At 62.1% G+C, this 21,725-nt stretch carries 23 protein-coding genes; 11 read left to right on the forward strand and 12 right to left on the reverse strand.

Going from position 1 to position 21,725, the window contains the following annotated elements; translation table 11 throughout:
• Positions 1-4: 4 nt before the first annotated feature.
• The 4 genes from rho to hemE all read right to left on the reverse strand — a co-directional run bounded on the left by rho (position 5) and on the right by hemE (position 3,929).
• Positions 5-1,261, reverse strand: a complete 1,257-nt coding sequence (gene rho / locus ACFSM5_RS20645; RefSeq protein WP_379878547.1) for a transcription termination factor Rho — start codon at positions 1,259-1,261, stop codon at positions 5-7.
• A gap of 222 nt (positions 1,262-1,483) precedes the next feature.
• On the reverse strand, positions 1,484-2,437 hold the full coding sequence (locus ACFSM5_RS20650) for a Gfo/Idh/MocA family protein (protein ID WP_379878549.1): 954 nt from the start codon (positions 2,435-2,437) through the stop codon (positions 1,484-1,486).
• Positions 2,437-2,886 (reverse strand): protoporphyrinogen oxidase HemJ, encoded by a 450-nt coding sequence (gene hemJ / locus ACFSM5_RS20655; RefSeq protein WP_379878551.1) that lies wholly within the window; start codon positions 2,884-2,886, stop codon positions 2,437-2,439. The genes ACFSM5_RS20650 and hemJ overlap by 1 nt, the downstream gene beginning before the upstream one ends.
• A gap of 2 nt (positions 2,887-2,888) precedes the next feature.
• Entirely contained in the window at positions 2,889-3,929 is a 1,041-nt protein-coding gene (gene hemE, locus ACFSM5_RS20660; protein ID WP_379878553.1) for a uroporphyrinogen decarboxylase, read from the reverse strand.
• A gap of 426 nt (positions 3,930-4,355) precedes the next feature.
• Between hemE and ACFSM5_RS20665 the strand changes: the two genes are divergently transcribed.
• Genes ACFSM5_RS20665 through dnaQ form a run of 5 tightly spaced genes read left to right on the forward strand, consistent with a single transcriptional unit; the run spans position 4,356 to position 7,948 of the window.
• Positions 4,356-5,198: a pyruvate, water dikinase regulatory protein gene (locus ACFSM5_RS20665; RefSeq protein WP_379878555.1), complete on the forward strand. Its 843-nt coding sequence runs from the start codon at positions 4,356-4,358 to the stop codon at positions 5,196-5,198.
• Between the two features lie 48 nt (positions 5,199-5,246).
• Positions 5,247-5,798: a Maf family protein gene (locus ACFSM5_RS20670; RefSeq protein ID WP_379879091.1), complete on the forward strand. Its 552-nt coding sequence runs from the start codon at positions 5,247-5,249 to the stop codon at positions 5,796-5,798.
• Positions 5,795-6,631: a shikimate dehydrogenase gene (locus tag ACFSM5_RS20675; protein ID WP_379878557.1), complete on the forward strand. Its 837-nt coding sequence runs from the start codon at positions 5,795-5,797 to the stop codon at positions 6,629-6,631. Before ACFSM5_RS20670 ends, ACFSM5_RS20675 begins: the two co-directional genes overlap by 4 nt.
• A complete protein-coding gene (gene coaE / locus ACFSM5_RS20680) occupies positions 6,628-7,272 on the forward strand; it encodes a dephospho-CoA kinase (RefSeq protein ID WP_379878559.1) in 645 nt (214 codons plus the stop codon). The genes ACFSM5_RS20675 and coaE overlap by 4 nt, the downstream gene beginning before the upstream one ends.
• Complete coding sequence (dnaQ, locus tag ACFSM5_RS20685; RefSeq protein ID WP_379878561.1) at positions 7,247-7,948, forward strand: DNA polymerase III subunit epsilon; 702 nt, start codon at positions 7,247-7,249, stop codon at positions 7,946-7,948. Before coaE ends, dnaQ begins: the two co-directional genes overlap by 26 nt.
• 129 nt (positions 7,949-8,077) lie before the next feature.
• On the opposite strand, the gene ACFSM5_RS20690 is transcribed toward dnaQ, so the two are convergent.
• Positions 8,078-9,061 carry a quinone oxidoreductase family protein gene (locus ACFSM5_RS20690; protein WP_379878563.1) on the reverse strand — a complete coding sequence of 328 codons (984 nt, stop codon included), beginning with the start codon at positions 9,059-9,061 and terminating at the stop codon, positions 8,078-8,080.
• A gap of 8 nt (positions 9,062-9,069) precedes the next feature.
• Positions 9,070-9,765, reverse strand: coding sequence for a dienelactone hydrolase family protein (locus ACFSM5_RS20695; RefSeq protein ID WP_379878565.1), 696 nt, complete (start codon positions 9,763-9,765; stop codon positions 9,070-9,072).
• 147 nt (positions 9,766-9,912) lie between these two features.
• Between ACFSM5_RS20695 and ACFSM5_RS20700 the strand changes: the two genes are divergently transcribed.
• The 6 genes from ACFSM5_RS20700 to ACFSM5_RS20725 all read left to right on the forward strand — a co-directional run bounded on the left by ACFSM5_RS20700 (position 9,913) and on the right by ACFSM5_RS20725 (position 15,910).
• A complete protein-coding gene (locus ACFSM5_RS20700; RefSeq protein ID WP_379878567.1) occupies positions 9,913-10,269 on the forward strand; it encodes a (2Fe-2S) ferredoxin domain-containing protein in 357 nt (118 codons plus the stop codon).
• Complete coding sequence (gene mnmE / locus ACFSM5_RS20705; RefSeq protein WP_379878569.1) at positions 10,266-11,582, forward strand: tRNA uridine-5-carboxymethylaminomethyl(34) synthesis GTPase MnmE; 1,317 nt, start codon at positions 10,266-10,268, stop codon at positions 11,580-11,582. The genes ACFSM5_RS20700 and mnmE overlap by 4 nt, the downstream gene beginning before the upstream one ends.
• Positions 11,583-11,674: 92 nt before the next feature.
• On the forward strand, positions 11,675-13,528 hold the full coding sequence (gene mnmG / locus ACFSM5_RS20710; protein ID WP_379878571.1) for a tRNA uridine-5-carboxymethylaminomethyl(34) synthesis enzyme MnmG: 1,854 nt from the start codon (positions 11,675-11,677) through the stop codon (positions 13,526-13,528).
• A 2-nt stretch (positions 13,529-13,530) separates the two neighbouring features.
• Positions 13,531-14,151, forward strand: coding sequence for a 16S rRNA (guanine(527)-N(7))-methyltransferase RsmG (rsmG, locus tag ACFSM5_RS20715; protein WP_379879093.1), 621 nt, complete (start codon positions 13,531-13,533; stop codon positions 14,149-14,151).
• The gene (locus ACFSM5_RS20720; RefSeq protein ID WP_379878573.1) at positions 14,144-14,962 is read left to right on the forward strand and encodes a ParA family protein; all 819 of its coding nucleotides are present in this window, start codon (positions 14,144-14,146) and stop codon (positions 14,960-14,962) included. Before rsmG ends, ACFSM5_RS20720 begins: the two co-directional genes overlap by 8 nt.
• A 15-nt stretch (positions 14,963-14,977) precedes the next feature.
• On the forward strand, positions 14,978-15,910 hold the full coding sequence (locus ACFSM5_RS20725) for a ParB/RepB/Spo0J family partition protein (protein ID WP_379878576.1): 933 nt from the start codon (positions 14,978-14,980) through the stop codon (positions 15,908-15,910).
• 16 nt (positions 15,911-15,926) lie between these two features.
• On the opposite strand, the gene ACFSM5_RS20730 is transcribed toward ACFSM5_RS20725, so the two are convergent.
• From ACFSM5_RS20730 to rapZ, 6 genes are all read right to left on the reverse strand, one after another.
• Positions 15,927-16,865 (reverse strand): bifunctional helix-turn-helix transcriptional regulator/GNAT family N-acetyltransferase, encoded by a 939-nt coding sequence (locus ACFSM5_RS20730; RefSeq protein ID WP_379878578.1) that lies wholly within the window; start codon positions 16,863-16,865, stop codon positions 15,927-15,929.
• Between the two features lie 126 nt (positions 16,866-16,991).
• Positions 16,992-18,092, reverse strand: coding sequence for an ABC transporter substrate-binding protein (locus ACFSM5_RS20735; RefSeq protein WP_379878580.1), 1,101 nt, complete (start codon positions 18,090-18,092; stop codon positions 16,992-16,994).
• A 162-nt stretch (positions 18,093-18,254) separates the two neighbouring features.
• Positions 18,255-20,063: a phosphoenolpyruvate--protein phosphotransferase gene (ptsP, locus tag ACFSM5_RS20740; protein ID WP_379878582.1), complete on the reverse strand. Its 1,809-nt coding sequence runs from the start codon at positions 20,061-20,063 to the stop codon at positions 18,255-18,257.
• Positions 20,053-20,340 carry an HPr family phosphocarrier protein gene (locus ACFSM5_RS20745; RefSeq protein WP_379878584.1) on the reverse strand — a complete coding sequence of 96 codons (288 nt, stop codon included), beginning with the start codon at positions 20,338-20,340 and terminating at the stop codon, positions 20,053-20,055. The genes ptsP and ACFSM5_RS20745 overlap by 11 nt, the downstream gene beginning before the upstream one ends.
• 3 nt (positions 20,341-20,343) lie before the next feature.
• Positions 20,344-20,748 (reverse strand): PTS sugar transporter subunit IIA, encoded by a 405-nt coding sequence (locus ACFSM5_RS20750; protein ID WP_379878586.1) that lies wholly within the window; start codon positions 20,746-20,748, stop codon positions 20,344-20,346.
• Positions 20,745-21,719 carry an RNase adapter RapZ gene (gene rapZ / locus ACFSM5_RS20755; protein ID WP_379878589.1) on the reverse strand — a complete coding sequence of 325 codons (975 nt, stop codon included), beginning with the start codon at positions 21,717-21,719 and terminating at the stop codon, positions 20,745-20,747. The genes ACFSM5_RS20750 and rapZ overlap by 4 nt, the downstream gene beginning before the upstream one ends.
• Between the last annotated feature and the right edge of the window lie 6 nt (positions 21,720-21,725).

Consider the following 21,725-nt stretch of genomic DNA (forward strand, 5'->3'; position numbering starts at 1 on the left):
TCGGTCAGGTGTTCATGGCTTCGAAGAAGTCGGCGTTGTTCTTCGACTGCTTCAGCTTTTCGGTCAGGAATTCCATGCCGTCGACGGTACCCATCTGCATGAGCACACGGCGCAGAACCCACATTTTGTTCAGCTGACCGCGTTCGACCAGCAGCTCTTCCTTACGGGTACCCGACTTGGTGACGTCGATGGCCGGGAAGGTGCGCTTGTCCGACAGCTTGCGATCCATGACGATTTCGGAGTTACCGGTGCCTTTGAACTCTTCGAAGATGACTTCGTCCATGCGGCTGCCGGTATCGATCAGGGCAGTGCCGATGATGGTCAGCGAGCCGCCTTCTTCGATGTTACGCGCGGCGCCGAAGAAGCGCTTGGGGCGCTGCAGGGCGTTGGCGTCGACACCACCGGTCAGCACCTTGCCGGAGGACGGCACAACGGTGTTATAGGCACGGGCCAGACGGGTGATCGAGTCGAGCAGGATCACTACATCGCGCTTGTGTTCCACCAGACGCTTGGCCTTCTCCAGGACCATTTCGGTCACCTGGACGTGGCGCGAGGCCGGTTCGTCGAAGGTCGAGGAAACGACATCGCCCTTCACGGTGCGCGCCATGTCCGTCACTTCTTCCGGGCGCTCGTCGATCAGCAGAACGATCAGATAGCATTCCGGGTGATTCTTGGAGATCGCATGCGCGATATTCTGCAGCATCACGGTCTTGCCGGTGCGCGGCGGAGCGACGACCAGGGCGCGCTGGCCCTTGCCGAGCGGTGCCACCAGATCCAGTACGCGGGTCGTGAGGTCCTTGCGGGTGGGATCGTCGATTTCGAGGCGCAGACGCTCTTCCGGGTAAAGCGGCGTCAGATTGTCGAAGTTGATACGATGGCGGACTTTTTCCGGCGCATCGAAATTGATGGTGTTGACCTGGAGCATGGCGAAATACCGCTCGCCATCCTTGGGCGCGCGGATCTGGCCTTCCACGGTGTCGCCGGTCCGCAGGCCGAAGCGGCGGATCTGGCTGGGGCTGATGTAGATATCGTCGGGACCCGGAAGATAATTGGCTTCCGTCGAGCGCAAGAAAGCAAAGCCATCGGGCAGCAGTTCCAGGACGCCGGACCCGAAGATCGGCTGGTCGTTATCGGCCAGGGTCTTCAGAATCGCGAACATCATGTCCTGCTTGCGCAGGGTCGAGGCATTCTCGATCTGCAACTCCTCGGCAAACGCCAGGAGATCAGCCGGAGTCTTGCGCTTCAGTTCTTCAAGATGCATAGGGGCGGATTACTTCGGAAAAGTAGGTTGCTCGCTGAGATGCGCTCAAAATGGCCTTCGGGCCAACATGAAGACGCTATCGAATCGTCAAAGCAGATCCGAGGCAGCGAAGGAAGGGAGAGGCAGCTTTATCGATGGGGCCTTGGGATTGGCCCGGCTGCTGGCCTAATATCTAATGGAATGGCGGGGGTTCTGTCAAAGGACAAGTCATCGCGTTATTAATCAAGACGCGAGAATTGCCTCGACGATCAATTGCACATCCAAAGCTTCGCGCAAGGTCGCAAGCGGATGGGGCCGTCCCCCCGCCGCTTCAATCAAGGCATCCAGCTGACGCTTGACCGAGATCGGCCGCATCTTTTCGACCGGCATGCTGGGCGCCGCGATCCAGTCTTCACCCTCGACCCGATAGTCGGCATGGGACCAGTTACGCAGCCGCATCTCGCCTTTGGTTCCGATCAGGCGCCATTGATTACTGTCATCGAGATCGGTCTTGCCGACACTGCCGGTAAAGCGGACCGGCAGGCCACCGGCGCGGATATCCGCCGCGATCCCGACTTCGGACCCGTCAGCCGGATAGTCTACGCTGCTGGACAGCAGGGACAGCGGCCCCAAAAGACGACGGCTCAGAAACAGGAAGTGCGAACCGACTTCGCGGGTGAAGCCACCTTCAGCACGCCCGGTCAACCAGCCCGCCGCATCCTTCTGCCAGGACCGCGGCCAGGTGGCGAACGCCAGATCGATCTCCAGACGCTCGGGAATGCCGATCTTCCCCGCGCGCAGCCACTCGCCCAGCGCTTCCACCCCTTGCGAGGTCGCGAAGGGGAAATTGACGGCAGCCCGCAGCTTCTGGGCTTCAGAGCGGTCGACAAGCCGGGTTGCGGCCTCGGTATCCACGGCCAGCGGCTTCTCGCAGAAGACAGCAAGACCGGCGGCAAAAGCAGCCTCTATCGCCGGGATATGCGCCTTGGGCGGTGCCGCGATATAGAGGCAGTCGCTATCTTCGAGGAGCGTTTCGAAACTGCCCTTGATCGGTACCTTCGGAAACTCTGCTGACAGACGCTCGATAGCCGCCGGGCTTGGATCCCAGACCCCGCTGATGATCACGCCAGGATGGTCGACGGCACCGCGCAGCAACCGTTCGCCCATCACGCCAAAGCCTGAGATCACAAGCCGCATCAGAAGGGTTTCACCACGACAAGAATGACGATCAGGATCATGAGAACCGTCGGGATCTCATTCATCTGGCGATAGAAACGCGCCGACCGCTTGTTTCGGTCCGCCGCAAAATCCTTACGCCAGCGGGATAGGAAACCGTGAAAGCCAGCCATGACCAGCACCAGGGTCAGCTTGCCATGGACCCAGCCGTCATGTTTCCAGTCGATCAGCCCCGGCACCGCCAGCAGCAACCCACCGAAGATGAAGGTCGCGATCATCGCCGGATTGATGATGAAACGCAGCAGCTTGCGTTCCATCACCTTGAAGGTTTCCGACTGGGCCGACCCTACCGGCGCATCCACGTGATAGACGTAAAGCCGCGGCAGATAGAACATCCCGGCCATCCAGGAGATGACCGAAATGATGTGCAGCGCCTTGATCCAGGGATAGGCGGCAGTCAGAAAATCCATTGTTACCTTCCGAAGGCGGTTCTTTCGCGCACCCGTTTCACCAGGTGACTGACATGCTCGGGATTGGTTTCCTGCAGAATGCCATGGCCGAGGTTGAAGATGAATGGTTTACCGGCCAGCGCATCGCAGATCCGGTCGATGGCACTATCCAGCGCCGCCCCGCCGGCCACCAGCGCCAGGGGATCGAGATTACCCTGAACGCAGGCTTTTGGTTGCAAGGTCCGCGCCGCCCATTCCACCGGTACCGTGGTATCGAGGCCAACCCCATCGGGCTCGACGATGGCCAGGAACTCTTCGTACATCAGGCCTGCACCCCGGGGGAAACAGATCACCGGCACTCCCGGATGCAACTCCCGCAAAGCCTTTACGATCCGTCGGTTTGGCTCGATCACCCACCGACGGAAATCGTCGGAAGAAAGCGCCCCAGCCCAACTATCGAAAAGCTGAACGACCTCGACACCCGATCGGATCTGAGTCGAGAGATAATGGATCGTCGCTTCCGTAATCCGGTCGATCAGGGTCTGGAAGCCTTCGGGTTCTGAATAGAACCACTTCTTGGCATTCGCATAATCCTTCGACCCTGCCCCCTCCACCATATAGGTCGCTACGGTCCAGGGAGCCCCTGCAAAGCCGATGAAGGTCACTTCAGGCGGCAGAGCAGCCTTGATGCGTTCTACAGCCTCGTAAACGGCTTCTGCGGCTTTATCGAACTTTGCCGGATCGAAATCAGGAATGGCGGAACGCTGGCGGATTGGATCGAGTCTTGGGCCTTCACCTGCTTCGAAAGCTACCTTCTGCCCCAGTGCATGGGGGACGATCAGGATATCCGAGAAGAGGATCGAACCATCAAACCCGTACCGACGTATTGGCTGCAGAGTGACCTCTGTTGCCTTCGCCGGATTGAAGCAGAGATTAAGGAAGCCGCCAGCTTCTGCCCGAACCTCACGGTATTCCGGCAGATAACGTCCAGCCTGACGCATCAGCCAGATTGGGGCGGGGGCGGAGGGGTCGCCTTTTAGGGCGCGCAGCAGCGGCTTTGTCATGGGTTCTCCCTACAACGTTATAGAAAAAAAAAGAAGAGTAGGGTGGTGGTGGTTGGTAGGTCCTGTGGATAGAGGGGATTAGACTCTACGCACCGGTTTTCCACAATTTGCGCGGCGATTTAAGGGTCGGATCAAGCTCTGTGGACAAACTGACGCAGACTCTCGCATCTCTTTGAAAGATAAGGCGATCTAATAAGTAGAATCGCGTGGATAAAGTGATCTGATTTTGCGGCTTTTAGACTCCATCCCCCGGATTCTCGTACCGCCTGCCGAGTTGTTAGCCTGGGTGGCATATCGCCTGAGCCTTTGGGAGAGCGGGGGGCGAATTGTCGCCTCTGTCGAAAAGATCGGGCTTATCCCCGTTTCCCTGAACTTATCCCCAGGCCAATCTGGATCTTTCGGGCGCATCGCGGCATGGTAGGCGCCATGACGCCAGCACCCCGCAAGACCATCCCAATCCATCTTGTCTCCGATTCCACCGGCGATACCGTGCATGCGGTTGCCCGGGCCTGCCTTGTGCAGTTCGAGGGGATCGAGCCGGAATTCCACACCTGGTCCCTGGTACGCAGCCAGACGCATTTACAGAAGCTGATCGCTGGCATTACTGCCCGCCCTGGTCCGGTGCTGTTCACCATGGTCGACGACCGGCTGCTGATTGCGCTTCAAGAGGGATGCCGGGCACTACAGGTGCCGCTGATCCCGATCCTGGATCCGGTTATCGGCGCGCTGGGTTCCTACCTGGGCATGACGTCAGGCCATCAGCCGGGCAAGCAGCATGTGCTGGATAGTGACTATTTCCGCCGTATCGATGCCATGACCTATACCCAGAATCATGATGACGGGCAGGCGAACTGGAACCTCGAAGAAGCAGACGTCGTGCTGGTCGGCGTGTCGCGCACCTCGAAATCCCCGACCTGCATGTATCTGGCGAACCGCGGGGTGAAGGCGGCGAACGTGCCGTTGGTCCCCGGCATCCCGCCCTCCGACACCTTGCTTAAGGCAACCAAACCGCTGATCGTCGGGCTGGTGAAGGATCCCAACCGTCTGGTGCAGATCCGGCGCAATCGTCTGCGGCAACTCGACCAGGACGAAGAAACCTCCTACACCGATATCGAAAAGGTGCGCTCGGAGATGACCCAGGCCCGCCGCCTGTTCGAAGAACGCGGTTGGCCGACCATCGATGTCACTCGGCGCTCGATCGAGGAAACGGCGGCGGCGGTGCTCAATCTGTTGGCCGAGCGGCGTGTTGGTGGGAAGGAAGCAGAGTAAGTGTCTCGCGTGATCGTTCTGGCGTCGGGCAGCAAGACCCGGCGCGATATGCTGGAGCGGGCTGGGATCGCCTGCGAAACCGATATTCCGGCCGTCGATGAGGATGAGGTCAAACAGGCGCTGCGCTCCGAAGGTGCCCGTCCCGATGACGTGGCGGCGACTTTGGCCGAACTGAAGGCGCAGCGGGTCTCGCGCCGCTGGCAGGGGGTCTTCGCCATCGGTGCCGATCAGATGCTGGAGTGCGAAGGCCAATGGCTCGACAAGCCTGTGGATCGCGCGGGAGCCGCCGCCAGTCTGCGCCTGCTGTCGGGCAAGACCCATCGGCTGATTTCGGCGGTCTCGGTCGTCTGCGACAATCGCCAGCTTTGGCATCATATCGATAGCGCCAAGCTGACGGTGCGGCCCCTGAGCGATGCCTTCATCGACAGCTACCTCGATCAGATGGGCGATGCGGCTTTCAGCAGTGTCGGCGCCTATCAGCTCGAGGGGCTGGGCGCGCAGCTCTTCACCAAGATCGAGGGCGACTATTTCACCATCCTCGGCATGCCGCTGCTGCCGCTGCTCGGTTTTCTGCGCACCCATTCGGTGGTCCCGGCATGAGTTCCCATACGGGGAAGACCCGCGTTGCCGGTGTCATGGGCTGGCCGATCAGCCATTCGCGCTCGCCGATCCTGCATGGCTTCTGGCTCGCCGAGCATAAGATCGACGGCGCCTATATCCCGCTGCCGGTGAGGCCGGACGATTTCGCGGCTGCCCTCAAGGGGCTCGCTGCCCTGGGTTTCGCCGGAGCCAATGTGACCGTTCCCCATAAGGAAGCAGCCTTCGCCCTGGTCGACCAACGGGACGAGGCAGCGACTAAGATCGGCGCGGTGAATACCATTGTCGTCTTGCCGGATGGACGTCTGGAGGGCCGCAATACCGACGCCTACGGCTTCATTGCCAATCTTCAGCATAACGCGCCGCAGTGGCGGGCCGATGCCGGTCCGGCTGTGGTGCTGGGGGCGGGAGGCGCCGCCCGCGCGGTGGTCCATGCCCTGCTGAAAGCCGGGGCGCCTGAGGTGCGGATTGTCAATCGTAGCCTGGATAAGGCCGAAGCTTTGGCCCGCACCATCGGGGGTAGCGCCCATAGCTGGGATGAACTGCCGAATTTGCTGACCGACGCTGGTCTGCTGGTCAATACCACCAGCCTCGGCATGAACGGCTATCCGCCGCTGGAGGTCGACCTGGCGCCCCTGCCGTCCCATGCTCTGGTCAGCGATATTGTCTACGCCCCGCTGGTGACGAAGCTCCTGAGCGACGCCAAAGCGCGCGGGCTGGCCACCGTCGATGGCATCGGCATGCTGCTGTGGCAGGCGCAACCGGCCTTCGAGGCTTTCTTTGGCGTGCGGCCGACCGTCAGTGTGGCCTTGCAGGAACGGGTGCTGGCCGGATGAAGCCGCGCCGCCGTGCCGGTCTGCCCGGTCCCCGGATCATCGGTCTCACCGGATCCATCGGGATGGGTAAATCGACGGCGGCGAAGATCCTGCGTTCCTGGCGTCTGCCGGTCCATGACAGCGACGCCACGGTGCATCGCCTGATGGAAAGGGGTGGGGCGGCGGTGGCGGCCATCGCAGCGGCTTTCCCCGCCTCCGTCGAGAATGGCGTCGTCAATCGCCGGACTTTGGGGGCGGCGGTCTTTGGCCATCCGGAGGCCCTGCGACGGTTGGAGCGGATTCTGCACCCCCTGGTGCGGGCCAGCGAGCGTCGCTTCCTGAAACGGCACGTACGGGCGGCGGTGGTCGTGCTGGATATCCCGCTGCTGTTCGAGACCAAGGCCGAAGGGCGTTGCGATGAGGTCTGGGTGGTTTCCGCCCCGCCCGCCATTCAGCAGCAGCGCGTGTTGCGGCGACCGGGCATGACCACAGAAAAGTTCCAGGCCATCCTGCGTCAGCAAACCCCAGATGAACTCAAGCGCCGCCGGGCCGACCGTGTGATCCCGACGGGGCTGGGCAAGGCGATCATGATACGCGCTCTTGCGGCTGGCTTAAGGGTCGGCCACAATCCCTTGTATGCGCGAAATCGTTCTAGATACTGAAACCACCGGCTTCGATCCCAATGCTGGCCACCGTCTGGTGGAGCTTGCCTGTATCGAGCTGATCAACGGCGTGCCGTCCAAGCGGCCTCCCTTGCACCGCTACGTCAATCCCAAGCGCGAGGTGCCGGAAGACGCCTTCCGCGTCCATGGGCTGTCGACCGAGTTCCTGGCGAACCATCCGCCGTTCGAGCAGATCGTCGACGAATTCCTGGAGTTCATCGGCGAAGATTCCCGGCTGGTGATCCATAACGCCGACTTCGATATGCGCTTCCTGAATGCCGAGCTGAAGTGGGCGTCCAAGCCCCTGATTGCCATGGACCGCGCCCATTGCACCATGATCATGGCGCGCAAGAAATTCCCCGGCGCCCCGGCCAGCCTCGATGCGCTCTGCAAAAGATTCGGCATCGACAACAGCCATCGTACTTACCACGGCGCGCTGCTGGATACCGAACTGCTGGCCGATGTCTATATCGAGCTCACTGGCGGACGTCAGGCAGGCTTCAACCTGGCCGCCAATGCGGCCTCTGCTGCTGCGGCTGCCAGTGCGGCATCGGGCGCGATCACGGTCGAACGCACCTTCCGCCCGGCCCGGCCCCATGCGGCATCCGAGGCTGAAGCGGCCGCCCATGCTGAGTTCCTGAAGAAGCTCAAGAACCCGATCTGGCTGGCTGAGTAGCAGGCGTCTCAAAAATGACCTCGTCATCCCAGGGCTTGACCCTGGGATCTTGTGTGGCCACACCGAGTAGAGATAGCGGCGGAAGGAGATCCCAGGGTCAAGCCCTGGGATGACGACTTCCTATAGTGCCTACGGAATCAGCACCGTCGAGCCGACTGTCTTGCGGCTGGCGAGATCGATTTGGGCCTGGGCCACATCCTTCAGGGCATAGCGCTGACCGATATGCGGCTTGACCTTGCCCGAGGCGATGACGCTGAAAAGTTCGGCCGCATTAGCCTGAAGGGCCTCGGGCGTCGAGACATAATGGCCGAGTGTCGGGCGGGTCAGGAACAGCGAGCCCTTCTGGCTGAGCAGCAGCGGCTCGATGGCCGGGACAGCGCCCGAGGCATTGCCGAAGCTGACCATCATGCCGCGCTGAGCAACGCTGTTGATCGACGCTTCCCAGGTATCCTTGCCGACGCTGTCATAGACGACCGGCACACCCTTGCCGCCGGTGATCTCGCGCACCTTGGCCGCGATATCGCCATCGCTATAAAGCAGCACGTGATCGCAGCCGTTCTGTTTCGCCAGTTCGGCCTTTTCCTTGGTGGAAACCGTCCCGATAACAATGGCGCCCAGGGCCTTCAGCCACTGCGTCGCGATCAGCCCGACACCACCGACAGCGGCATGGAACAGCACGGTATCGCCCGGCTTTACGACATAGGTTTCGCGCAGAAGGTAGCGGGTGGTCATCCCGCCCAGCAGGACTGCGGCAGCGACCTCATCCGAGATCGCGTCGGGAATCTTCACCAGCCGCTCAGCCGGGAAGAGACGCTTTTCCGAATAGGCACCCGCCGAATATCCGGCATAGCCGACCCGCTCGCCGACCTTATAACCCGTGACACCCGCGCCGATAGCCTCGATAACGCCCGCGCCTTCCTGACCCAGGACGATCGGCAGCTGCACCTTGTAGAGGCCGCTGCGCTGATAGATTTCGATGAAGTTCAGGCCGATGGCGGTATGGCGCAGCAGAACTTCGCCAGGACCGGGATCGCCCACTTCCACCTGTTCCCAGCGCAGGACTTCGGGGCCGCCGTGTTCATGAATGCGGACGGCGTTGACGGTTTGCGGCATGGCGATCTTTATCCTATGTGCTTCTGGAAGAAGGCGCGGGTGCGGTCATTGGCAAGCGTGGCGGCAGGCGCATCGAAATGTTCCCCGCCGACACGGGCGAAGGCGTGATTGACGCCGGGATAGACATGAACCTCTGCCGTCGGGACTTTCGCCATACCGGAGGTCACGGTATCGCGCGCCTCGGGTGTCGAGAATTTATCCTCTGCAGCGATATGCATCAGCAGCGGTTGGCGGATCTTAGGCGTTTCGCCCAGAAGCTCATGGAGCCCGACACCATAATAGCTGACGTTGCAATCGAGGTCGGACCGGGTGGCCATCAGGAAGGCCAGCTTGCCCCCCAGGCAATAGCCGACCGAGCCGACTTTTTTCCCGGCCAGCGAGCGTCGCAGGGCTCCGGCGGTGGCTTTCAGATCGGCGACACCGAGATCGATGTCGAAGCCCCCGAACAGGGCAAAAGCCTTCTGCCATTCGGCTTCGGTTCGGTCGGTGATATCGACGCCGGGTTCCTGGCGCCAGAAAAGATCCGGGCAGAGGACGCGATAGCCAAGACCGGCATAGGCATCGGCCAGATCACGCATGACCTGATTGACGCCGAAGATCTCCTGGATCAGAAGAATGCCGCCTTTGGGGGCACTGGATGGTTCTGCCTTATAGGCGCCGAAATGGCCGCCATCATCGGCCGAAATCTCGACTCGCTCTCCCATCGCGTCCTCCTCTTTGTCGGGCTGGTTGCAGGGTGCATTGCGCAGCCCCATTTGGGCCGATAGTGTCGATAAGAATCAAGTCTCTACCATCATAGATCGAGTTTGCTTGCAGTTTGACAAGCCCCGTCAGCGGAGTTCTTACGCCCCATGCCTACCTTGCCGACCGATCCGGCGCCGTTTTATCAGGCCCACGTCTTCGTCTGTACCAACCGCCGCATGGACGGCCATCCCCGCGGCTGCTGTGCGTCGAAGGGATCGGAGAAGCTGCGCGACTATATGAAGGCACGCGCCAAGGAGCTGGGGATCAAGGGGATCCGGGTGAATTCGGCCGGATGTCTTGACCGCTGCGAATTTGGCCCGGCCGTCGTGATCTATCCCGAAGGCGTCTGGTACAAGGTCAATACACGCGAAGAGGTGGACGAGATCCTGCATCGTCACCTGATCGAAGGCGGCCGGGTTGAAAACCTGATGCTGCAGCCGACCGACCTGCCGCCCAAGAAGTGAGTGGCGATACCATCTATGCGCTGGCAACGGCGCGCGGCGTTGGCGGTGTCGCCGTTATCCGGATCTCCGGGCCGAGCGCTGCCGCTTGCCTGAATGCCCTCGCGGGGCATGTGCCGCCGCCGCGTTACGCCCGGCTGTTGTCCCTGCATGATCCGTTCGATGGCGGTCTGCTCGACCGGGCGCTGGTTCTCTGGTTTCCCAATCCGGGCAGCTTCACCGGCGAGGACGTGGTGGAGCTGCATCTCCATGGCGGTCGGGCAGTGGTCAATTCCGTGCTGTCTGCCTTGAGCCGGGTCACGGGGTGTCGCCCTGCGGAGGCGGGGGAGTTCACCCGCCGTGCCTTTGCCAATGGCAAGCTGGACTTGACCGCCGTCGAAGGTCTGGGCGATCTGATCGCGGCGGAGACGGAGGCGCAGCGCCGCCAGGCGATCCGGCAGATGGATGGCGCGCTCGGTCGACTTTATGACGGCTGGAGCCACCGGCTGATCGACCTGCTGGCCCGCATTGAGGCCGAGATTGATTTTGTCGATGAGGAAGATGTTCCCGATAGTCTGATCCAATCGGCGCGAAAAGATCTGACGGATCTGGCTGACAAGCTGGCAAACCATCTGCGCGACGGTCGGCGAGGGGAGCGACTGCGCGATGGTCTGTCGGTCGCGATCCTCGGCGCACCGAACGCTGGTAAATCGAGTCTGCTGAATGCGCTGGCCGGGCGCGAGGCAGCCATCGTGTCGGAGCGTGCGGGCACCACCCGCGATATTATCGAGCTGCATCTGGACTTGGCCGGATATCCCGTCGTACTGGCGGATACCGCTGGGCTGCGGATCACCGATGATCCTATCGAGCAGGAAGGCATTCGACGAGCCGAAGCGCGGGCGGGGGCAGCCGACCTGACCCTGCTGCTGGTTGATCGCGGTGATTGGCCGTCGGTTCCTGCCGCTATCCAAGCGCGCTTGAGCGACGCCCGGGTGCTGGCCCTGATCAGCAAATGCGACGATGGCTTTGAAGCGCCCGACCCCTGGATTGCAATCTCCGCAGCTAGTGGGTTCGGCCTTGATCGATTGATTGCTGCCATCGCCGGGGTGGCTGAAGATAGCCTCGGCGGAGAGGCCTTGGTGCCAACCCGCGAGCGTCATCGGGCAGCGGTTCAGGCGGCGGAAGCTTCCTTGCGGCGGGCGGTGTCGGCGCCCTTGCCGGAGTTGCTGGCCGAGGATGTGCGGCTGGCGGTTCGGGAATTGGGACGCATCACCGGCCGGGTTGATGTCGAAGACATTCTCGACCGGATTTTCAGCGCTTTCTGCATCGGCAAGTGACTTGAGTGTTTCACGTGAAACACTCAAGTCACACGACCAAAACGCGGACTCACTTTGACCTGCCTTCGGGCATGGGTTAGGGTCGCGCCATCATGAAGTTCGATGTCATCATTGTCGGCGGCGGTCACGCCGGTACCGAGGCTGCGGCAGCTTCCGCGCGCATGGGCGCACGCACCGCCTTGCTCACCCATCGTCGCGATACGGTCGGCGCCATGTCCTGCAACCCGGCCATCGGTGGTCTGGGTAAGGGACATCTGGTCCGCGAGATCGATGCGCTCGACGGCGTCATGGGTCGTGCCATCGACCGGGGCGGCATCCAGTTCCGCGTCCTTAACCGCTCCAAAGGCCCCGCTGTCCGTGGCCCGCGCGCGCAGGCCGACCGCAAGCTCTATGCGGCGGCGGTTCAGGACATCCTGTCGGAATATGCCGCGCTGGAGATTGTCGAAGGCGGTGCTGTCGATCTGCTGGTGAGCGATGGTGTCTGCACCGGGGTGAAGCTTGCGGATGGGCGCGAGCTGTCGGCGAAGTCCGTGGTCCTGACGACCGGGACTTTCCTGAATGGCCTGATCCATATCGGTGAAGTGAAGATTCCGGCGGGTCGTGTTGGCGAAGCTCCGGCCTTGGGTCTGAGTGATCGTCTGCGCGATCTTCAGTTTGCAGTTGGCCGTCTCAAGACAGGCACGCCCGCGCGCCTCGATGGCAAGACCATCGATTGGGCGTCGCTGGAGATGCAGGGGGCGGACGATGTGCCGGAGCCCTTCAGCATGCTGACCGACAAGATCGCGACCCCCCAGATCGCCTGCGGCATCACCCGCACGACGACGGCGACCCATGACATCATCCGCGCCAACCTGCATCGCGCCCCGATGTATAGCGGCGAAATCAGCAGCGTCGGCCCGCGCTATTGCCCCTCGATTGAAGACAAGGTGGTGCGGTTTGCGGATCGGGAGGGGCATCAGATCTTCCTGGAGCCCGAAGGCCTGGATGACGATACCGTTTATCCCAACGGCATTTCGACTTCGCTGCCCGAGGATGTTCAGCGTGCGATGATCGCGACCATTCCGGGGTTGGAGAATGTCCGGATCGTCCGTCCCGGTTATGCCATCGAATATGACTATATCGATCCGCGTGAGCTGCTGCCGACGCTGGAAACGCGCCGTCTGCCGGGTCTGTTCCTGGCGGGGCAGATCAACGGCACGACGGGTTACGAGGAAGCGGGTGCACAAGGCATTCTGGCCGGTATCAATGCTGCCCGCCGCGCGGGCGATACGGACGGCGTTACCTTTGACCGGGCGGAAGCCTATATCGGCGTGATGGTCGATGATCTGGTCACGCGCGGCACGTCAGAACCCTATCGGCTTTTCACCAGCCGGGCGGAATATCGCCTGACCCTGCGCGCCGATAATGCCGATCAGCGACTGACCGGGCGCGGCATCGCCATCGGTGTGGTGGGCGCGCGCCGGGCGGAGTTCCATGGTCAGAAGCTGGCAGCGCTGGAAGAGGCGCGGGCCCGGTTTGAATCCTGCCGCGCTTCCCCCAATGAACTCGCTAAGCGTGGCATCGCCGTCAATCAGGATGGCGTGGTGCGCTCTGCTTTCGAGCTGCTGCGCTTTCCCGATGTGACGGTGGAGAAGCTGGCGGCGATCTGGCCGGAGCTTGATGGCGTCCGTGCCGATGTGCTGGAGCAGGTTATCATCGATGCAACCTACGCCGGATACCTGGACCGGCAGGACGCCGACATCCGTGCCTTCCGGAAGGAGGAGGGCATGGCCCTCGCGCCGGATCTCGATTATGCGGCGATGGCGGGTCTGTCTGCCGAGCTGCGGTTGAAGCTATCGGCCGCCAAGCCCACGACCCTCGGCGCTGCCGGTCGCATTCCCGGCATGACCCCGGCTGCTTTGATCGCCCTGTTGCGCTACGTCAAGAAGCAGGACATCGCCGCGTGAGCATGGTTCTGCCCGTGGGGCCGGAGGCCGTTCTGGCCGTCGCGCCCGGTGTTTCACGTGAAACACTCGACCGCCTGACACTCTACGCCGAGTTGCTGGAGAAGTGGCAGAAGACGGTCAACCTAGTCGGACCAAAGACATTGCCGGAGGTCTGGCAGCGCCATATGGCCGATTCCGCCCAGCTGCTACCGCTTGTTCCAGCGAATGCCCAACGCCTGGCTGACTTCGGATCGGGGGCGGGCTTTCCAGGTCTGGTTCTGGCAATCATGACCGGCATCGAGACAGTGCTGGTGGAAAGCGATGTGCGTAAATCGGCTTTCCTGCGCGAAGTTGCCCGGCAGACCGGGACCAAGGCAACGGTACAGAATGTCCGGATCGAAGCCGCGAGGTCCATCGGCGCGGATGTTATCAGCGCCCGTGCCCTCGCGCCCCTCGAGGATCTGCTGAAATATGCCCGTCTGCATCTGAATCCTGGCGGCGTGGGATTGTTCCCGAAGGGCGAGTCCTGGCAAGATGAAATCGCCGTTGCTGCAAAGCACCATCGGTTCACCCACTCGGTTCAGCCCAGCCGGACGGCACCAGGGGCGGTGATATTGACTGTAAAGGATATCGAGCATGAGTGAATCGGTCGAAGGGGGCGTCAAGGTCATTGCCGTCGCCAATCAGAAGGGCGGAGTGGGCAAGACGACGACCACCGTCAATCTGGCGACGGCTCTGGCGGCCATCGACAAGCGGGTGCTCGTGCTGGATCTCGACCCGCAGGGCAATGCGTCGACCGGCTTCGGTATCGACCGCCGTTATCGCACGATCGGTTCCTATAACGTGCTGATGGATGGCCGCAATCTCGAGGAATCGGCGGTTTCGACCGAGGTACCGCGCCTTGATATCGTGACCTCGTCCCAGGATCTGTCTGGTGCCGAAGTGGAACTGGTTGACGAGGAGGGACGCGAGTTCCGCCTGCGCAACGCCATTCGCGGTCGCCCGATCCCCTATGATTTTGTCCTGATCGATTGCCCGCCGGCCCTTGGTCTGCTGACGGTCAATGCGCTGGCCGCAGCCGATTCCGTGCTTGTCCCGCTGCAGACGGAGTTCTACGCCCTCGAAGGCCTTAGCCATCTGCTGCGCACCATCGAAAGAGTTCAGAAAGGTCTCAACCCGACCCTGGAACTCCAGGGCATCGTGCTGACCATGTATGATAAGCGCAATAATCTCTCCGAACTGGTCGCGGCCGACGTGCGCGAGCATATGGGCGACAAGGTCTATAATACGGTCATTCCGCGGAACGTCCGTGTTTCCGAGGCACCCAGCCATGGCCAGCCGGTCTTGATTTACGATCTGAAATCGCCGGGTGCGCAGGCCTATGCGCAATTGGCCAAGGAACTGGTCGCGCGGGAGGGCATCGTCGTGCCGCCGCTTAATCCAGTCGCTGTTTAAGAAGAGGGTAGGTTGGTGGCGGACAATAAGAAGCGGCTGGGTAAAGGTCTTTCGGCTCTGTTCGGTGAAGCGGCGGGCGAGCCTGTCGTTGCGCAAGGTCCAGGGGCAGCAACGCCCGCGACCTCGACGCCAGCGCCCCGCACGTTGCCGATTGCCAGCCTTCAGCCCGGCAAGTTCCAGCCGCGCCGTCGCTTCGATGAAGAGGCGTTGCAGGCCCTGATCGGCTCGATCCGCGAGCAGGGCGTGGTTCAGCCGCTGCTGGTGCGCCCTATCGAGGGTGGCAAATACGAGATCGTCGCCGGTGAACGCCGCTGGCGTGCTGCCCAGGCCATCCCGCTGCATGAAGTTCCGGTTGTTATCCGTGAACTGGATGACCGGGCGGCCCTGGAAATCGGCCTTGTCGAAAACATCCAGCGCGCCGATCTGACGCCCTTGGAAGAAGCGGAAGCCTACCGCCGCCTGATCGAGGAATTTGGCCATACCCAGGAAGCGCTATCGCAAGCCGTGGGCAAGAGCCGCAGCCATATTGCCAATACGCTGCGCCTGCTGTATCTGCCCGGTGGTGTGAAGGCGCTTGTGGAGGATGGCAAGCTGACGGCGGGGCACGCGCGCGCCGTGCTGACATCTCCCGATCCGGAAGCCCTGGCGACCAAGGCCGTCAATGAAGGTCTTTCGGTGCGCGAAGTCGAACGGCTAGCTCAGTCGGCCAAGGCCCCGGCGAATGGAAAAGGCTCCACGGGGGCAAAGCCGCGCCCGGTTGCCAAGATCGCTGGCGGTGCCAAGGATCCCGATACGCTGAACCTTGAAAAGCATCTCTCGGAGATTCTGGGGCTGGCCGTCGATATCCAGTTCGATGGCAAGGGCGGCTCGCTGACCATTGCCTATGACAATCTTGAGCAGCTGGACGATCTGACCCATCGGCTGCAGAACTTGGCGATTTCCGCCTGAAAAACCGGGACTGGCCCTATAGGGCCAGATCCCAATTTTCTCCGATCAGATCGTGGCCGAAGCTATGGTGCTGCTCTGATTTGGTCAGGGTAAAGCCCAGCCGGTCATAGATCTTCCGGGCTGCCGTGAGGTTGCCGTTTGTCCAGAGGGTGAGGGTGCGATAACCCTTCGCCCGGGCGAAGGTGATGCATTCCTCGACAAGGCGCTGGCCTAGGCCAGACCCACGGGCGGCGGGTTCGACATAGAGCATGCGAAGTTTTGCGATTTCCTCGCTCTGTTTCACGACAAACACCGATCCCAGGATCGTGCCTGTGCGCTCGGCGATCCAGCAGCGCTCCCAATCCGGCTGGAACTCTTCGATGAACTTGCCGCAGATCTGAGCGATCAGGGCCTCGAACTCCCCGTTCCAGGCGTATTCCTCGGCATAAAGCCGGGCCTGACGATGGACAATCCAGCCCATGTCGCCTGGTCGGTGGTCCCGCAGGGTAATGGGGGCGGAGCTTTGCTCCCGGCCCAGTAGCACGCGAATCTCGGCCATGGAGAGCAGTAAACGCGCCTGATCGCTGGTTGTCATGGCGCTGAGGACCGCAGCGGTTTCAGCAGCGGAATCCTTATCCAGGATCGCAAAAGCCTCGTTCCCCGCCTGCGTCAGATAGAGCAAGGTCTGGCGCCCATCCTGGGGCGACGGCTTTCCGGCGATCAGCCCTTGGTCGCGCAGGTTTTTCAGCAGGCGGCTGAGATAACCAGCGTCGAGCGCGAGATCACGAACCAGGTCGGTCGCAGCCAGCTCCTGCTTTTCAGCCAATTCATAAAGAACCCGGCACTCGGTCAGGGAGTAGGGGCTACGCAGCAGCCCCTCGTTCAGGACACCGATCTGCCGAGTGTAGAAGCGATTGAAAAGCCGGACAGCCGACACTCGAGCGTCCAGATTTTCACGATTGATGCTGGTGTCCAAACTCACCTCCTGCCGCAGATCTCGCCTCAAGCAAGCGGCAGAAACTTGCCTTTGTCAAATATCCCCTCAAAAAGAAAGGGCCGAAAGCTTTCACTTCCGGCCCCATCTGGTCGATTTTGCCTGTTATCAGGAGGCGTAATCGTACTTGCCGTCTTTCCAGATGTAGATGCGGTAATCCGGCTGCTTCAGGTCGCCCTTGGCATCGAATTCCATCTTACCCAGCACGGTCTGGAAGGTCTGGGCGCGCAGGGCGGCCAGGACGTCTTCCGTCTTCAGGGACTTGGCGGCGGTGAAAGCCTGGGCATAGACCTGGGCGGTGGCGTAACCGGCGAGCACGAAACCTTCCGGCTCGGTGCCGCCCTTACGCAGGGCTGCGACCGCATCGGCGGCTTCCGGCATCTTGCGGCCATCGGGCGGGAAGGTGAACAGCAGGCCTTCGGCGCCCTGGCCAGCGATGGACCAGAGTTCGGTCGAGGACATGGCTTCACCGGACACGAACTGGCCCTTGTAGCCGAAATCGGCCGCCTGGCGCAGCATCAGGCCCAGTTCAGGATGATAACCGCCGAAGTAGACGACATCGATCTTCTCGTTCTTCAGGCGCGTAATAAGGGCGCTGAAGTCCTTTTCACCGGCATTGATCGAGGCTTCGAGGCTGGGCTTCAGGCCTGCGGCACCCATTGCCTTCACGGCCTCGTCCACCAGACCCTTGCCATAGGCCTGCTTGTCGTGGATGACGGCGACCTTCTTGTCCTTGAACTTATCGGCGATGAACTTGCCCGCGATGGCGCCCTGCTGATCGTCGCGGCCGCAGGCGCGGAAGATGCCCTTGAAGCCCTTCTCGGTCAGCGACGGGTTGGTTGCCGTCGGGGTGATCATCACGAGGCCTTCCTCGTTATAGACGTCCGAGGCAGCGATGGTCGCGCCCGAGCAGACGTGGCCGATCACGAACTGGGCCTTCTTGTTGACCAGCTTGTTGGCGACCGACACCGCCTGCTTGGGATCGCAGGCGTCGTCTTCGACCTCAACGACAATCTTTTCACCCTTGATGCCGCCCTTGGCGTTGATTTCGGCAATCGCGGCTTCGACGCCCTTGCGGACCTGATCGCCAAAGGCCGCGACCGGACCAGTGGTCGGGGTGGCGAGATGAAGCTTCACATCGGCCAGAGCGGTGCCTGCCAGCAGCATCGCTGCGCCGCCGATCACGCTGCTCAAAAAGATATGACGCATGGTAAATCCTCCAAAAATTCTGCCCTGCGCCATCATGTGTGGTCGCATGGGTGGGCAGGCATCCTGGCGGGTGCAACACGCGGTTTCAATCGCGTATTGCTCATAATCTCATCAAGATTTCTGATAGTTGCTTAAAATTGTCTCAGAGACAAAAGCGGCGTGTCATTCGCTAACGGTGCTGTCGACCTTATCGAGGCCGCCGTTGAAATCATCCAGTAGATCAGCGATCCGGATGCTATCGACCTGATCCATGATCCGGCGCGCGCGCATGCCGGCTTCGGACAGCGACATGGCGCGGATGCGCTGTTTCACGCGGGACAGCTTCGGGGCAGCCATCGACAGTTCCCGCACGCCCAGGCCCAGCAACAGGGCGGTGAAGCGCGGGTCACCGGCGATTTCCCCGCAGATGCTGACCGGCACGCGATAGCGCATCCCGGCTTCGACCGTGAACTGAATCAAACGCAGGACTGCCGGATGCAGTGGGTTATAGAGCGGGGCAACCCGCTCGTCGCCGCGATCGATGGCCAGGGTGTACATGGTCAGATCGTTGGTGCCGATGGCGAAGAAGTCGGCCACCTGCGCCAGGGCATCGGCCGATAGGGCGGCGCCGGGGATCTCGATCATCACGCCCAGGGGCGGCAGCTGCTCCGGTACCGGCAGTTTGCGACGCTTCAGACGCTTATAGACCCGCTCCACAGCCTCGCGGGCGGCCAGTACCTCGCCAGGGGTGGCGATCATCGGCAGCAGCAGGCGCACCGGCCCATGGGCGGCGGCGCGCAGGATGGCGGCCAGCTGGGTCTCGAACAGCTTCGGATGGGCTAGCGACAGGCGCACGCCACGCACACCCAAGGCCGGGTTCGGGGCTTCCGAGGTCGGCTCGCCGATCTGCTCACGCAAAGAGGGGGCCAGCTTGTCGCCGCCGACATCGATGGTGCGGATGGTGACAGGGCGGCCGTTCATCCCTTCGACGATATCGCGCAGCAGGGCGTATTGCTCGTCCTCGTCCGGCGCGTGATCGCGGCTCATGAACAGAAATTCGGTGCGCAGCAGGCCGACACCACGGGCGCCATGGCGCAGGGCGACCTCCACATCGCGCGGCAGTTCCAGGTTGGCCTGCAGCGAAATCTCCGCGCCGTCACGCGTGACCGACGGCAGGGCGCTCAGGGTCGCGAGACGGCGGGTCTCCTCGGCCAGCTCGACGCTCATGGCCTCATAATGGGCCAGAGTTTCCGGCGTCGGATCGACGATGACCTTGCCCGCGCTGCCGTCGATGATGACGGGCGCATTATGCGGCACGCCCGCCAGCAGGGCAGAGACGCCCAGGACGGCGGGAAGACCCAGCGAGCGGGCCATGATGGCCGTATGGCTCTCCGCCCCACCCAGCACCGTTGCAAAGCCCGCCACGCGCGATGGATCCAGCAGGGCGGTATCGCCGGGAGTCAGGTCATCGGCAATAAGTACCGATCCCGCCGGAACATGCTGCAGGGCTTGATAGGGGGTCTTGAGCAGCGTGCGGATCAGGCGTTCGCCTACCTCGCGTATATCGTCCGACCGGGCTGACAGATAGCTGTCGCCCATCTGGGCAAAACCTTCGACGATCTCGGCGATGGTGACGCGTACAGCGGCTTCGGCATTGAGATGGAGCTCGGCGACCAGCTTCTCGACCCCGCGCACCAGGCGTGATCCGGCCAGCATCTGCAGGCGGGCATCGATAAGATAGCCCAATTCCTCGGCAGCGGCGGGCGGCAGGGACTGGGCCTTGGTCTTCAGCTTCTTGAGCTGCTTGGAGGCAACGGCAACCGCTTCGGCAAAGCGCTTATGCTCGGCCGGGACCTCTTCTTCGGAAATCAGATATTCCGGGGTCGGCAAGCTGTCTTCGGTGACGATCCAGGCCGTACCGATGGCGACGCCGGGGGCGACGGCCAGCCCGACTAGAACCCGTTCTTCGCGCTCGAGCCCATCATTCTTCATGGAACTTCTCGGCTACCAGCTTGGCGAGCGCTTCCAGGGCGGCGTGCGCTTCGATGCCGTCGGCGGCGATATCCAGCTCGGTCCCCGGCGAGGCGGCGAGCATCATCAGGCCCATGATCGACCGGCCGGAAACCAGCTCGCCCGAGCCTTCTTCTTCGTCGCGGCGGGCCACATGGACTTCCGCATCGAACATTTCGGCGGTCTTGACGAATTTAGCGGCGGCACGGGCGTGCAGGCCGCGCTTATTCGTGATCAGAACCGTGCATTTCATCGCCATGGATCAAGCCTCACCGGCCAGCAGCCGCGAGGCGACGGCGATATATTTCCGACCCGCTTCCTGGCTTTTCGCCACGGCGTCGGCCAGGCTCTCGGTCTCGCGCAATCCGGCGAGCTTGATCAGCATCGGCAGATTCATACCCGCGATCACTTCGACATTCGCCTTATCCATGATCGAGATGGCGAGGTTCGACGGGGTGCCGCCGAACATATCGGTCAGAACGGCAACGCCGTCGCCTTCATCCACCTGAGCCACGCTATCGAGGATATCCTGACGCCGACGCTCCATATCGTCTTCAGGACCGATGCAGACGGCGAGGCAGTTGCGTTGCGGACCGGTGACATGCTCCAGCGCGGAAATGAACTCCGCTGCGAGCCGGCCATGGGTTACCAGCACCATTCCAATCATGACGCATCCTCTTGGGGGCCCCGCGTACCGCTGGCGGTGCCAGGAGTACCGGGGGAAAGGGACATAGGTTTCCGCGATGCTTCAACATCGCGATGTTGCAGACCGGCAGGCCAGCCCTGTTCGGCAAGCCACTTGGTCAGGCGCTCGGCCAGATAGACGGAGCGGTGTTTGCCGCCCGTGCAGCCGAAAGCGATGGTGAGATAACTTTTCCCCTCGGCCTTATAGCGCGGCAGCAGGGGCTTCAGCAGGGCGGTCAGGCCCTGGAAGAAGCCGGGGAAGTCGGGGTCGTTCTGCACATACTCGCCCACCGGCGCGTCCCGCCCGTCGAGCGGCCGCAGGGTGCGGTCATAGAAGGGATTGCGCAGGAAACGCACGTCGAACACCAGATCGGCTTCACGCGGCAGGCCCCGGCGGAAGGAGAAGCTGGTGACGGTAATGGTCAGGCTGGCCTCGGAGCCTTCGCCCGCCAGCGCCTGGACCAGACGCTTCAGTTCGCCCGGCGGCAGGACAGAGGTGTCGATGACATCGTCCGCATGGTCGCGCAGACGGCCGATGGCCCCGCGTTCAATGGCGATACCGTCGGCGACGGTGCGGTCGGCGGCCAGCGGATGGCGGCGGCGGGTTTCGGTAAAACGCCGTACCAGGACGTCATCGTCGCAGTCCAGGAAGATCAGACGGGTCTGGCGGCCGGTGCGGGCGGCGATCTTCTCGATGCCCTTCAGCACCGCCTCGACCGCGAACCCGCGCGAGCGGACATCGACGCCGATCGCCAGCGGCCGGTCGATGGATTTCGAGAGTCGCGCCACCATCGGCAAAACGCGCAAAGGTAGATTGTCGACGGCCTCATAGCCGATATCTTCAAGGGCATGCAGGGCGGTCGAACGTCCGGCACCCGACATGCCGGTGACGAGAAGAATAGGCTTCGCCTCCGCTGTCGTCTGGTCTTCGCCCTGACTTATCCGATCCGCCACGCCGTC

The sequence above is a fragment of the Lacibacterium aquatile genome, assembly GCF_042683105.1.
In the GTDB taxonomy this organism is placed as follows: domain Bacteria; phylum Pseudomonadota; class Alphaproteobacteria; order Elsterales; family Elsteraceae; genus Lacibacterium; species Lacibacterium aquatile.